The organism is Micromonospora vulcania (genome assembly GCF_042658605.1).
In the GTDB taxonomy this organism is placed as follows: Bacteria; Actinomycetota; Actinomycetes; order Mycobacteriales; family Micromonosporaceae; genus Micromonospora; species Micromonospora vulcania.
In genome coordinates this window covers 390,434-403,239 of sequence record NZ_JBHSQS010000001.1, presented here as the reverse complement: position 1 = coordinate 403,239, position 12,806 = coordinate 390,434, and the positions used below count along the sequence as shown (strand labels likewise).

Here is a 12,806-nt window from a genome sequence, read left to right as displayed (position 1 = left end):
CCCGCGGTCAGCCGAGCAGGCGGGGGGCGATGACCGCCTCCCGGACGCTGCCGTCCGTGCCGCGGCTGACCTCGTACGCCGAAACGCCCTCGCGGTCGGCGATCGCCTCGACCAGGCGGGTGCCCCGGTAGACCAGCCCGACGCCGTCGTCGGTGCAGTGGCTGGTCGGCAGCGTCCCGTCGCCGACCAGCTCGTGCATCAGCGGTCGCCGCTGGTCCTCGCTGTCGTAGTGCACGCCGTTGCCGTACGGCAGCCAGCCCAGTCCCGCGGTGAAGCCGCGCAGCCGAGGGCCGAAGCTGTCGGTGGCACCGCCCTGGTGCCAGCAGATCGACCCGGCGGAGACCCCGGCCAGCACCACGCCGGCCTGCCAGCACTCGTGCAGGATCTCGTCGAGCCCGTGCACCCGCCAGACCGCGACGAGGTTGGCCACGCTGCCGCCGCCGACCCAGATCACGTCCTGGGCGAGCAGGTGGGCGCGGACGTCCTCGACGTTCGGCATCGGAAACAGGGCGAGGTGCGACAGCCGGAAACGGGTGTCGGCAAATGCCCCGTAGACGGCGGTCAGCGAGGTGGGCTGGTCCCCGACGGCCTGCCCGAGGTAGCAGATCCGCGGCTGCTCGCCGGCCTCGGCCAACTCGGCCGCCAGCTCGAAGACCGGCCCGGGGCGCAGGTCGGCGGGGCCCCGATCGCCTCGGAAGAAGCCCATGCTGGTGGCGAGGATGGTCGGTTCGCTGGCGGGCATGGTGGTCCTTCCGTCGGTGCGGCCAGCGTCCATCCTGCCGCAGCCCTACGCCGGACGGTCACCCGCCCACGCGAAGCCCGGGACGTCGGTACGCCGGTCACCCCCGAACGGCGGGCTCACCGTCGGGCCGTTGCTCCGGGGGCAGATCGATGAGCGGCCGCTCGGCCGGAGGCAGTTGCTCGGCTGCGGCGCGGGGCAGGGTGAACCGTTCGGCGGCGGCCGGGCCGGCCGCCGCCGACTCGCGCAGCATCCAGTGCACCTCGTCGGCCGTCCAGCCCAGCCCCGGTCGGCCGGCGATCTCCCGGACCAGCCGTCGGCCGACCCGGGTGTCGTCGTCGTAGAAGCGCATGCACCAGTGGTGCGTCCACATGCCGAGTGCCCGCAGGCCCGCGTCGTCGAGTGAGCGGGCGAGCCGGCCGCAGGCGGTGTCGGCGAAGGCCCGCTCGTCGTCGCCCGACCCGTCGCGCTCGATGGCGCCCACGGCGGCCGGGGCGACGGCTCGCATCCGGCGGTAGAAGGATTGCACCACCGCCCGGGGCAGCGGCGGGAACACGTCCCGTGTCGATGTCGTCGCCCGCCCCGCCAAGCTCGCCATCGCCGCACCCCTTCTTGAGTTGGTGGCCGGACGCTACCCGCCACGACTGACACTTCCGGGCGGAAAATCCACTCCGATCGTGGATAGCGACGACGACCTGGGGCGTCTGTACGGGTGACAACGAAATGGGGGTGCTGGGTGGACGAGGACGAACGGGCCCGGTTGACCGAGTTCGTCGCCAGCCGTACGCCGGCGCTGATGCGGGTCGCGTACCTGCTGACCGGGGACCGTACCGCCGCCGAGGATCTGTTCCAGTCGGCGTTGGCGCGGACCATCCCGAAATGGGGAACCATCCGGCACGCCGACCCCGAGGGCTACCTGCGGGTCGTCATGTACCGCGAGCAGGTCAGCTGGTGGCGGCGACTGCGCCGGCGGCGGGAGACACCGCTCAACCCGGCGGACGAGCCGGTCGGCGGCGATCCGAGCGGGGGGTCGGACGTGCGGCTGGCGATGCGCGCCGCGCTGCGCCACCTGCCACCGGCGCAGCGGACGGTGGTGGTCCTGCGCTACTACGAGGACCTGCCCGAGGCCCGGGTGGCCGAGTTGCTGGGCTGCTCGGTGGGCACCGTGCGCAGCCGTACCCATCGGGCGGTCAGTCGACTGCGTGAGCTCCTGCCGGAGGTCGAAATGCTGGAGGTACGGCCATGACCGAGTCCTTCGAGCACCTCATCCGCTCCACCCTCACCGACCTGGCCGAGGAGGCACCGATCGTGCATGACCAGTTGAGCCGAGCGGAACGGCGGGTACGCAACCGGCGCCGCGTCACGGTGACGATGGGAGCGGTGGGCACCCTCGCGGCCGTCCTGATCGCCACCCCGCTCGCCCTCGCGGCGACCGGCTCGGACCAGCCCCGACCGGCCGCGCCCAGCCCGTCGGGGCCGGTGGCCGTACCCAGTCCGCCGGTACCCAGCCCGTCCGGCCCGATCGCGGTGCCGTCCCCGAAGCCGACGATCACGCCGACTCCGCCGGGGCCGCCCGGCGTGCCCGGGCGCCCAACGGCCTCGCCGACTCCGCCAGGGCCGCCCGGCGTGCCCGGGCGCCCAACGGCCTCGCCGAGTCGGCAGGATCCGTTCCGGCGGCCGCCCGGGGTGCCGGGCCTGCCGACGGCGACGCCGAGCCCGTCGAGGCCGCCCGCCTGACCAGACCGCCCAGGTGCGCACGGGCCGGTCAGGCGGGCGGGTCCACACACCCCCGGCCTGGCCGGCCCCCATCCTCGGCCGCATCGGTGGCCTGAGCCACTGGGCGAAGCGCTGGCTGGAGATCCCGGTCACCTTCCTGCGGGTATCCCCCGCACCGAAACGCGCCGCGCCCACCCGTGACCATGGCGTAGCTCACCTGCGCTTTGCCGAGGCCGGTACGGCCGCCCACTCTTGGCCCATGACCGATCACGGACACCCGGTGCGCGAGCTGCGGGGCCACCGATGAGCGCTGCCCTGGCCCGGGTGCCCGGGGCGCTCACCGGGCAGCTCGTCACACCCGGCGACCGCCGGTACGCACAGCTGCGCTCGACGTACACCACGACGGCGTCGCCGGCCGGGATCCTGCTGCCGAAGAACACCGCGCAGGTGGTCGCCGCGATCCGGTACGCGCGGGAGCAGCGGCTGCCGATCGCCGTACGCAGTGGCGGGCACGGCCTCTCCGGCGCCTCCTCCAACAACGGCGGCCTGGTCATCGACCTGTCCATGCTCAGCCGGGTGCAGGTGCTCGACGAGCGGTCCGGGCTGGTCCGGGTCGAGGCCGGCGCGCGCTGGGCGAACGTCGCGAAGTCGCTGGCCCCGTACGGCCTGGTGGTCAGCTCCGGCGACTACGGCAACGTCGGCGTCGGCGGCCTGGCCACCGGCGGCGGCGTGGGCTGGCTGGTCCGTTCCTTCGGTCTGACCATCGACCGTGTCCGCGCGGTGGAGGTGGTGCTCGCGGACGGGACGCTGGTACGCGCGGACGCGGAGCACGAGCCGGAGCTGTTCTGGCTGGTCCGGGGTGCTGGCGCGGGGGCGGGGATCGTGGTGGCCTTCGAGATCGAGGCCACCGAGCAGCGCAATGTCGGCGTGGCACAGCTCGTCGTGGAGGCGCACCCGGACGGCCGTACCGTCCGGGAGTGGGCGGCGTACCTGGCGCAGGCCCCACGGGAGCTGTCCGCGGGTGCCGTGGTCTACGCCGAGGGACGGTCGACGCTCATGTCGATCACCGCCGTGGTGGCAGCCGAGAGCCTGCGCCGGGTCCGGCCCGTGGTGGAGCCGCTGCTGGCCATCGGCAAGCTGCTCGAACACCGGACCGACCTGCTGGCCTACCCGACGCTGGTGCCGAACGCGCACCTGCACCCGAACGTCGGGCAGCAGCGGGGCACGACCACGAACGGGCTGTTCACCAGGCTGGACGACGCGAGCGCGCGAGCGCTGACCCGGGCCACGACCGGGCCGGGGCGGGCGGTCTTCCAGCTCCGCTCGGTGGGCGGGGCGGTCAACGACGTCGACGCCGGCGCGACCGCCTATCCGCACCGGCACCAGAACACGCTGGTCGTCGGCTCGGTGTTCCCGCCGCAGGGCGGCGCGGCCCTGGACGCCGCCTGGCGGGGCGTCGCCGCGCGCGCCGACGGCGCGTACGTCAACTTCGAGAGCCGTCCGGACCCGGCCGCGTTCGCCCGGATCTACCCGGGTGAGACCGGCGCCCGGGTGCGCCGGCTCTGGAAACGGTACGACCCGGACGGCGTGTTCCGGTCACCCCTGCTCACCGCCCGGCCCGCGCGATCCGGTCAGCCGGCCCGGTCCGGCCAGCCCCGGTCCGGTCAGCCGGCCCGGTCGGGCCAGCCCCGATCCGGTCAGCCGCACCGACGTCGCCGCTGACCGTCCACCCGGCGGGCGCTGGGGAGGGCGAAACGCCCAGGTCCGATTCCCGCCAGCCGGAGCCCGGTGGGCGGGGCATCATCGATGACGTGGAGATGGACTTCGAGCGGTGTTATCGGGCCGTGGACAGCCGTGACCAGCGGTTCGACGGCTGGTTCTACACCGGCGTGACGTCCACCGGCATCTACTGCCGGCCGTCCTGCCCGGCCACCACGCCCAAGCGACAGAACGTCCGGTTCTTCCCGTCCGCCGCCGCCGCGCAGGGTGCCGGGTTGCGGGCCTGCCGGCGTTGCCGACCGGACGCCGCACCCGGCTCGCCGCAGTGGGACGTCCGCGCCGACGTGGTCGGCCGGGCGATGCGGCTGATCGCCGACGGGGTGGTCGACCGGGACGGCATCCCGGGGCTGGCCGCCCGGCTCGGCTACACCGAGCGGCACCTGCACCGGATGCTGCGCGCCGAGATGGGTGCCGGGCCGCTCGCGCTGGCCCGGGCCCAGCGGGCGCAGACCGCCCGGATCCTGATCGAGACGACCGGACTCGGCATGGCCGAGATCGCGTTCGCCGCCGGCTTCGGCAGCGTGCGGCAGTTCAACGACACGGTCCGCGAGGTGTACGGGATCTCGCCGTCCGAGCTGCGCACGGCCCGTGGCCGGCACCGGGGGCCGATCGGTGCGGGGACGATCACGCTCCGGCTGGCGTACCGCCCACCGCTGCACGCCCGGGCGCTGCTGGACTTCCTCGCGGTGCGGGCGCTGCCCGGCCTGGACGAGGTGCGGGACACCACGTACCACCGGGGGTTGCGGTTGCCGCACGGCGCCGGCGAGGTGGCGCTGACCCCGGCGGACGGGCACGTGGTGGCGACGCTGCGGCTGGCCGATCTGCGCGACCTGGCGCCGGCGGTGGCCCGCTGCCGTCGGCTCCTCGACCTGGACGCGGACCCGGCCGCCGTGGACGCCACACTCGCCGAGGATCCGGCGCTCGCCCCGGCGGTCGCCGCCGAACCCGGTATCCGGGTCCCCCGCGCGGTGGACGGCTTCGAGATGGCGGTCCGCGCCATCATCGGCCAACAAATCTCGGTCACCAGCGCCCGCACAACCCTGACCCGCCTCCTAGCCGCCCACGACCACCCCCGGAACCCCGCTGATCATGAGGTTGCCGGGCCGGACGGAGCTCAGACCCCCGACCAACCTCATGATCACGGCAGCGGGTTGCGGGGGTTCTTGAGTGCGGAGGAACTGTTGGGGGTTCCGGATGCCGGTTTTGGGATGCCGGTTGGGCGGCGGGAGAGTTTGCGGACTCTGGCGCGGGCCGTGGCGGACGGGTCGCTGGATCTGGAGCCGGGGGGCGACCGGGAGGAGACGGGCCGGCGACTGCTGGCGCTGCCCGGCATCGGCCCGTGGACGGCCGGCTACCTGGCCATGCGCGCCTTCGGCGACCCGGACGTCCTGCTACCCACCGACCTGGCGGTCCGCCGCGGCGCCGCCGCGCTCGGCCTGCCCGACGACCCGAAGACCCTCGACTCGTACGCCGACCGCTGGCGCCCCTGGCGGTCCTACGCCACGATCAGACTCTGGAGAGCGGCATGAGCATCGACAGCACCGTCCTGAACACACCGACCGGCCCCCTGAGCATCCTCGCCGGCCCGGACGGCGACGTACGGGCGGCCGGCTTCACCCCGGACCCGGAGGCGCTGCTGCCCCTGGTCCACCCGGCCCTGCGGGCACCGTTGCGGCAACGCGCCGACCTCGGCCCGGTCAGCGCGGCCGTTTGGTCCTACCTGGACGGTGACCTCACCGCCATCGACGACGTGCCGGTACGGCAGCGCACCGGCGGCGAGTTCATGGCACACGCCTGGCAGGTGCTGCGCGACGTGCCCCCGGGAGCTCCGGTGACCTACACCGGATACGCGGCGCTGGCCGGCCGACCACCGGCGGTACGAGCCGCTGCGGCGGCCTGCGCGCGCAACGCGGCGGCACTGTTCGTGCCCTGCCACCGGGTGCTGCGTACCGATGGCACGCTCGGCGGTTACCGCTGGGGGCTGGACGTGAAAAAATGGCTTCTCGGTCATGAGAGGCGCATGACGACAAGCTGACACCTAATGACGCTACCGTGCGGTAGTGCTTGTGGAGAGCGACGGCGACCCGGCCGCCCGGGTCGCCGCGCGCCGTCGCCCCGTGCACAACCTCTGGCGGCTACGCCGCTACCTGCGCCCGTACGTCGCCGAGTTCGTCTGGCTGCTGATCGCGGGGCTCGCCGGCACGGCGGCCGGGATCGCCGTACCGCTGGTGGTTCAGCGGGTGGTGGACGGCCCGGTGGCCCGGCACGATCCCGGCTGGCTGCTCCAGCTCGGCGGTCTCGCGCTGCTGCTCGGCGTGGTCGAGGCGGTGCTGATCTTCATCCGTCGCTGGGTGCAGTCCTCCTCGGCGGTGGGCATGGAGGCGGCGCTGCGCGCCGACGTCTACGCCCACCTGCAACGACTGCCCGCCAGCTTCCACGACCGCTGGCAGTCCGGCCAACTGCTCTCCCGGATCACCAGTGACCTGTCGGTGATCCGCCGTTTCCTCTCGTTCGGCGTGTTCTTCCTGGTGCTCAACCTGACCACCTACCTGGTGGTCGTCGTGCTGCTGATCCGGCTGCACCTGGCGCTCGGGCTGCTGGTGGCGGCCAGCACGGTACCCCTGTTGCTGATCACCCGGCGCTTCGCGCGGCACTACCACACCGCGTCCCGCCGGATGCAGGACCAGCAGGGCGACGTGGCCACCCTGGTCGAGGAGACCGCGCAGGGCCTGCGCACCATGAAGGCGTACGGCCGGGGGCCCGAGTTGGCCGCCCGGTTCGCCGTCGGGGCGCGGACTCTGCACGACACCGGCGTCGGCAAGGGCCGGCTGCTGGCCAACACCGCGGCGCTGCTCGACCTGGTGCCCAACCTGACCCTCGGCGTCGTACTGGTGGCCGGGGCGGCCGCCGCCGCGCGGGGCGTGCTCAGCCTCGGCGAGTTGGTCGCGTTCGTCAGCCTCCAGCTGATGCTCATCTGGCCGGTGCAGACCCTCGGTTGGATCATCGCCAACGCCCAGGAGGCCGCCACCGCCGCCGACCGGGTGCAGGAGGTGCTGGACACTCCACCGCAGATCGTGGACACGCCCGGCGCGCTCGCTCTGCCCCGCGATGCGGTGCACGGGCGGCTCCGCTTCGAACGGGTCGCGTTCCGCTACCCGGGTGCCACCGCCCCGGTGCTACGCGAGATCGACCTGACCATCGAGCCGGGTGAGACGCTGGCCCTGGTCGGTGCCACCGGCTGCGGCAAGAGCACGCTGCTCTCCCTGGTGCCCCGGCTGCACGAGGTGTCCGGCGGCCGGATCACCCTGGACGGGCACGACCTGCGCGACCTGCGGTTGAATTCACTGCGTCGGCTGGTCGGGGTGGCGTTCGAGGAGCCCACGCTGTTCTCCATGTCGGTTCGGGAAAACCTCACCCTGGGTTGCCCGGACGCCAGCGACGAAGAGGTACGCGCCGCGCTCGCGCTGGCCCAGGCCGATTTCGCGTACGACCTGCCGTGGGGGTTGAACACCCGGGTGGGCGAGCAGGGGCTGTCCCTCTCCGGTGGGCAGCGCCAGCGGCTGGCGCTGGCCCGGACGGTGCTCGGCCGTCCGGCACTGCTGGTGTTGGACGACCCGCTGTCCGCCCTCGACGTGCACACCGAGGCGCTGGTCGAGGGCGCGTTGCGGCAGGTGCTGCGGGACAGCACCGCCCTGCTGGTGGTGCACCGGCCGTCGACGATCGCGCTGGCCGACAGGGTCGCTCTCCTCGACGGCGGCCGGATCACCGCGATCGGTCGGCACTCCGAGCTGTTGGCCACCGTGCCGGCCTACCGGGCGCTGCTCGCGGCCGAGCCAGCATCGGCCGGGCCGCCAGCATCGGCCGGGGACATCGGCCCGCCTCCGTCCGTGGCGCCCACCTCGGACGGACGAGGCCTGGTGCGCTCGTGACCGCCCAGGAGAAGGCGGATCCACCGCCCGAGGAACCGGATCCACCGGCCGAGGAGGCTGAGCCACCGACCGAGGAGGCTGAGCCACCGACCGAGGAGGCTGAGCCACCGACCGAGGAGGCTGAGCCACCGACCGGGGAAACGGATCCCGCGCCCGGGGAGGCGCCGGAGCTGACCCGGTGGCGTGGAACGGCCACCGATCCGGAGGCCGACCGGAGCCGGGCCGAGGACGCCACGCCCGAGGCGATCGCCCTGTTGCGCCGGCACAGCCGGGCCCTGCTGGCCGACCTGCTCCGCCCGCACCGGAGGCGGCTCGTCGCCGCGGTCGGCCTGCTGTTGGCGCAGAACGCCGGCGCGATGGCCGGCCCGTACCTCGTCATGATCGGTATCGACCGCGGCATCGCGCCGTTGCGGGCCGGCGATCCCGTCCCGCTGATCGCCGTCGCGGGGGCGTTCGCCGCAGCCACGGTGACCGAGTACGTGGCCCGCCGCGGGTTCCTCGCGCTCTCCGCCCGGATCGGCCAGGCCGTCCTGCTGGACCTGCGGCAGCGGGTGTTCGGGCACTTCCTGCGGCTGTCGGTGGGTTTCCACGAGCGGTACACCTCCGGCCGGATGGTCTCCCGGCTCACCAGTGACCTGGACTCGATCGCCGAACTGGTCGACGGCGGCATCGACAGCCTGGTGCTGGCCGCGCTGTCCATCCTGTCGGTGGCCGCCATCCTGCTCTGGCTGGACCTGCCGCTGGCCGCGGTCACGCTGCTCGCCTTTCCGTTCCTCTACTGGATCTCCCGTTGGTTCGCCCGGTCGTCGGCCAGCGCGTACCGGCGGACCCGGGAGGCGGTCGCGCTGGTCATCGTGCACTTCGTCGAGTCGATGCGGGGCATCCGGGCGGTGCAGGCGTTCCGTCGGGAGCCACGCAACCAGCGGATCTTCACGGCGCTCGGCGACGACTACCGGCGCACCAGCCTGTACGCGTTCCGGCTGATCGCCACGTACTCCCCGGCGATCAAGCTGATCGGCAACGTCACGGTGGCGGTGGTGCTCTGTTACGGCGGCTGGCGGGTGCTCGGCGGGCGTACCGAGGTCGGGGTGCTCGCCGCGTTCCTGCTCTACCTTCGTCGCTTCTTCGAGCCGATGCAGGAGCTGAGCCAGTTCTACAACTCACTCCAGTCGGCCACCGCCGCGCTGGAGAAGCTGGCCGGGGTGCTGGACGAGCGGCCCGCGGTCGCCGAGCCGACCCGGCCGGTGCCCCTGCCGAACGGCGGCCGACGCGGTGAGCTGACCTTCCGGGAGGTCACCTTCGGCTATCGCGCGGACACCCCGATCCTGGCCGGGCTGGAGCTGACCGTGCCGGCCGGGCAGACCGTCGCGCTGATCGGACCGACCGGCGCGGGCAAGTCGACCATCGCCAAGCTGGTGGCCCGCTTCCACGACCCGGACACCGGCACGGTCCGGCTGGACGGGGTCGACCTGCGCGAGGTGAGCGACGCCGACCTGCGCCGCGCGGTGGTGCTGGTGACCCAGGAGAACCACCTGTTCAGCGGCAGCGTGGCGGAGAACATCCGGTTCGGGCGGCCGGGCGCCGACGACGACGCGGTGCAGGCCGCCGCCCGGGCCATCGGCGCGCACGACTTCATCACCGCATTACCCGACGGGTACGCCACCCAGGTGCACCGGCGCGGCGGCCGACTCTCCGCCGGCCAGCGCCAGCTGGTCGCGTTCGCCCGGGCGTTCCTGGCCGACCCGACCGTGCTGATCCTGGACGAGGCGACGTCCTCACTGGACGTGCCGACCGAACGGTTGGTGCAGCGGGCACTCGGCACGATCCTGCGGGACCGGACCGCGCTGGTCATCGCGCACCGACTGAGCACTGTGGAGACCGCCGACCGGGTGCTCGTCGTCGACGGCGGACGGGTGGTCGAGGACGGCCCACCCGCCGTGCTGGCCGAGACCGACGGCCGGTACGCCGCACTGCACCGGCAGTGGCGCGAGTCGCTGGTCTGAACGGGCATTGCGGCAACTCCGTGGCCCGGCACCCGGGTGGTGCCTACGATCGCAGGATGACCGACACGGCGAGGACGGCCCGCGCCGGCGTCCCCGAGCGTCCGACCCTGGACGGCCTCGAGGAGAGCTGGGCGCGCCGCTGGCAGGAGGACGGCACGTACGCGTTCGACCGGACGAAGAACCGGGGCGACGTGTACGCGATCGACACCCCGCCGCCGACCGTATCGGGCGAGCTGCACATGGGGCACGTCTACTCGTACACGCACACCGACACCACTGCCCGATACCAGCGAATGCGCGGCAAGGTGGTCTTCTACCCGATGGGCTGGGACGACAACGGCCTGCCCACCGAGCGCCGGGTGCAGAACGTCTACGGGGTGCGCTGCGACCCGGCGCTGCCGTACGACCCGGTGTGGCGGGCTCCGGCCACCCCGGTCAGCGAGGCGGCCCGACGTGAACCCACCCCGATCTCCCGACGCAACTTCATCGAGCTGTGCGAGCAGTTGACGGTCGCCGACGAGCAGGTCTTCGAGGCCCTCTGGCGGCGGCTCGGGCTCTCGGTCGACTGGTCCCTGACGTACACGACGATCGGGCTGGTCGCCCGGGCCACCAGCCAGCGGGCGTTCGTGCGCAACCTGCGCCGGGGTGAGGCGTACCAGGCGGAGGCGCCGACGCTGTGGGACGTCGGCTTCGCCACGGCGGTCGCCCAGGCCGAGTTGGAGGACCGGGAGCGCCCCGGCGCCTACCACCGGCTGCGCTTCACCGGGCCGGACGGGCGCGAGGTGCTCATCGACACCACCCGACCCGAGCTGCTGCCGGCCTGCGTGGCGCTGGTCTGTCATCCCGACGACGAGCGGTACGCCGACCTGGTGGGCGGCACGGTGCGTAGCCCGTTGTTCGCGGTCGAGGTGCCGGTGCGGGCCCATCCGCTCGCCGATCCGGCCAAGGGCACCGGCATCGCGATGGTGTGCACGTTCGGTGACCTGGCCGACGTGACCTGGTGGCGGGACCTGCACCTGGACACCCGGGTGGTGATCGGCCGGGACGGCCGGTTGCTCGCCGAGGCGCCGGCCGGGGTGCCGGCGCAGCCCTACGCCGCGTTGGCCGGGCAGACGATCAACGGTGCCCGGCGGGAGATCGTCGGGCTGCTGGCGGACGCGGGCGACCTCATCGGTGAGCCGCGCCCGATCACGCACCCGGTCAAGTTCTACGAGCGGGGCGACCGGCCACTGGAGATCGTCTCGACCCGACAGTGGTACCTGCGCAACGGCGCCCGGGACGAGGAGCTGCGGGCGACGCTGCTGGCCCGCGGCGAGCAACTGCGCTGGATACCGCCGCACATGAAGCACCGCTACGACCACTGGGTCGCCGGCCTGACCGGCGACTGGCTGGTCAGCCGGCAGCGCTTCTTCGGGGTGCCGGTGCCCGTGTGGTACCGGCTCGACGACGCTGGCGAGCCGGACTGGTCCCAGCCTCTCACGCCCGACGAGTCCGCGCTGCCGGTCGACCCGTCCAGCGATCCGGCACCGGGATACGACGAGTCACAGCGTGGCCGGCCGGGCGGCTTCGTCGGCGACCCGGACGTGCTGGACACCTGGGCCACCTCGTCGCTGACCCCGCAGATCGTCTGCGGCTGGGAGACCGACCCGGACCTGTTCGCCCGGGTCTTCCCGATGGACCTGCGCCCGCAGGGGCAGGAGATCATCCGAACCTGGCTCTTCTCCAGCGTGCTCCGTTCGCACCTGGAGCACGGCGTGCTGCCCTGGCGGGACACCGTGCTCTCCGGCTGGATCCTCGACCCGGACCGCAAGAAGATGGCCAAGTCCAAGGGGAACGTCGTCACCCCGCTCGCGCTACTGGAGCAGCACGGCTCGGACGCGGTGCGGTACTGGGCGGCCAGCGGCAAACCCGGCACGGATCTGGCCTTCGACCCGGCGCAGATCAAGGTCGGCCGGCGGCTGGCCACCAAGCTGCTCAACGCGTCGAAGTTCGCGCTCGGGCTGGGTGCCGCCGACGCGTTGCGGGCCCCTGCGACCGCCCCGCTGGACCGGGCCATGCTCGCCGAGCTGGCCACCGTGGTGAGCGCGGCGAGCACCGCCTTCGACTCGTACGACCACACGGCCGCGTTGCAGGTGACCGAGGCGTTCTTCTGGCGGTTCTGCGACGACTACATCGAGCTGGTCAAGGAGCGGGCGTACGGCACCGGAGCGGCAGCGGACTCGGCGCGGGCGGCGCTGGCCTCGGCGCTGTCGGTGCAGTTGCGGCTGTTCGCCCCGGTGCTGCCGTACGTCACCGAGGAGATCTGGTCCTGGTGGCGGTACGGCTCGGTGCACCGCGCGCCCTGGCCCACCACGTACGAGGTGGACCGGACGATCGAGGGGACGGGCGAGCCGGCGCTGCTGAGCCTGGCCGGCGACGCGCTCAGCCAGGTGCGGCGGGCCAAGTCGGAGCGGAAGCTGTCGATGAAGGCGGAGGTGCCGCTGGCCGAGGCGCTCGGGCCGGCCGCGCTGCTGGAGCAGCTCACCCTGGTCGCCGACGACCTACGCGCCGCCGGCCGGATCGGCAAACTCGACCTGCTCCCCGACCGCACACCGGAGCTCGTCATCGCCTGCGCCTTCTGAGGTGCACGCCGTTGAGGTG

Annotated in this window: 10 protein-coding genes; 8 read left to right on the top strand and 2 right to left on the bottom strand. The window is 73.4% G+C overall.

Going from position 1 to position 12,806, the window contains the following annotated elements:
• Window positions 1–7: 7 nt before the first annotated feature.
• Window positions 8–742 (bottom strand): Type 1 glutamine amidotransferase-like domain-containing protein, encoded by a 735-nt coding sequence (locus ACFQGL_RS01965; RefSeq protein WP_377504327.1) that lies wholly within the window; start codon window positions 740–742, stop codon window positions 8–10.
• Between the two features lie 97 nt (window positions 743–839).
• Entirely contained in the window at window positions 840–1,337 is a 498-nt protein-coding gene (locus tag ACFQGL_RS01960; protein ID WP_377504325.1) for a hypothetical protein, read from the bottom strand.
• 138 nt (window positions 1,338–1,475) lie between these two features.
• Here ACFQGL_RS01960 and ACFQGL_RS01955 point away from each other — a divergent pair, with 138 nt between their 5' ends.
• The 8 genes from ACFQGL_RS01955 (at window position 1,476) to valS (ending at window position 12,787) form a co-directional block, all read left to right on the top strand.
• Complete coding sequence (locus ACFQGL_RS01955) at window positions 1,476–1,985, top strand: SigE family RNA polymerase sigma factor (protein WP_377504323.1); 510 nt, start codon at window positions 1,476–1,478, stop codon at window positions 1,983–1,985.
• The gene (locus tag ACFQGL_RS01950; protein ID WP_377504321.1) at window positions 1,982–2,476 is read left to right on the top strand and encodes a hypothetical protein; all 495 of its coding nucleotides are present in this window, start codon (window positions 1,982–1,984) and stop codon (window positions 2,474–2,476) included. Before ACFQGL_RS01955 ends, ACFQGL_RS01950 begins: the two co-directional genes overlap by 4 nt.
• A 282-nt stretch (window positions 2,477–2,758) precedes the next feature.
• Window positions 2,759–4,177, top strand: a complete 1,419-nt coding sequence (locus ACFQGL_RS01945) for an FAD-binding oxidoreductase (RefSeq protein WP_377504319.1) — start codon at window positions 2,759–2,761, stop codon at window positions 4,175–4,177.
• Between the two features lie 89 nt (window positions 4,178–4,266).
• Window positions 4,267–5,763 carry a DNA-3-methyladenine glycosylase 2 family protein gene (locus ACFQGL_RS01940; RefSeq protein ID WP_377504317.1) on the top strand — a complete coding sequence of 499 codons (1,497 nt, stop codon included), beginning with the start codon at window positions 4,267–4,269 and terminating at the stop codon, window positions 5,761–5,763.
• A complete protein-coding gene (locus ACFQGL_RS01935) occupies window positions 5,760–6,269 on the top strand; it encodes a methylated-DNA--[protein]-cysteine S-methyltransferase (RefSeq protein WP_377504315.1) in 510 nt (169 codons plus the stop codon). The genes ACFQGL_RS01940 and ACFQGL_RS01935 overlap by 4 nt, the downstream gene beginning before the upstream one ends.
• Before the next feature lie 25 nt (window positions 6,270–6,294).
• Window positions 6,295–8,163: an ABC transporter ATP-binding protein gene (locus tag ACFQGL_RS01930; RefSeq protein ID WP_377504313.1), complete on the top strand. Its 1,869-nt coding sequence runs from the start codon at window positions 6,295–6,297 to the stop codon at window positions 8,161–8,163.
• A gap of 170 nt (window positions 8,164–8,333) precedes the next feature.
• Complete coding sequence (locus ACFQGL_RS01925; protein WP_377504683.1) at window positions 8,334–10,166, top strand: ABC transporter ATP-binding protein; 1,833 nt, start codon at window positions 8,334–8,336, stop codon at window positions 10,164–10,166.
• A 56-nt stretch (window positions 10,167–10,222) separates the two neighbouring features.
• Window positions 10,223–12,787, top strand: coding sequence for a valine--tRNA ligase (gene valS / locus ACFQGL_RS01920; protein ID WP_377504311.1), 2,565 nt, complete (start codon window positions 10,223–10,225; stop codon window positions 12,785–12,787).
• The last annotated feature ends 19 nt before the right edge of the window (window positions 12,788–12,806 follow it).

What these genes read in the sequence shown, in the direction of transcription:
- ACFQGL_RS01935 (WP_377504315.1), top strand. Translation starts at nt 5,760, where the DNA reads ATGAGCATCGACAGCACCGTCCTGAACACACCGACCGGCCCCCTGAGC.
- valS (WP_377504311.1), top strand. Translation starts at nt 10,223, where the DNA reads ATGACCGACACGGCGAGGACGGCCCGCGCCGGCGTCCCCGAGCGTCCG.
- ACFQGL_RS01965 (WP_377504327.1), bottom strand. Translation starts at nt 742, where the DNA reads ATGCCCGCCAGCGAACCGACCATCCTCGCCACCAGCATGGGCTTCTTC.
- ACFQGL_RS01950 (WP_377504321.1), top strand. Translation starts at nt 1,982, where the DNA reads ATGACCGAGTCCTTCGAGCACCTCATCCGCTCCACCCTCACCGACCTG.
- ACFQGL_RS01945 (WP_377504319.1), top strand. Translation starts at nt 2,759, where the DNA reads ATGAGCGCTGCCCTGGCCCGGGTGCCCGGGGCGCTCACCGGGCAGCTC.
- ACFQGL_RS01960 (WP_377504325.1), bottom strand. Translation starts at nt 1,337, where the DNA reads ATGGCGAGCTTGGCGGGGCGGGCGACGACATCGACACGGGACGTGTTC.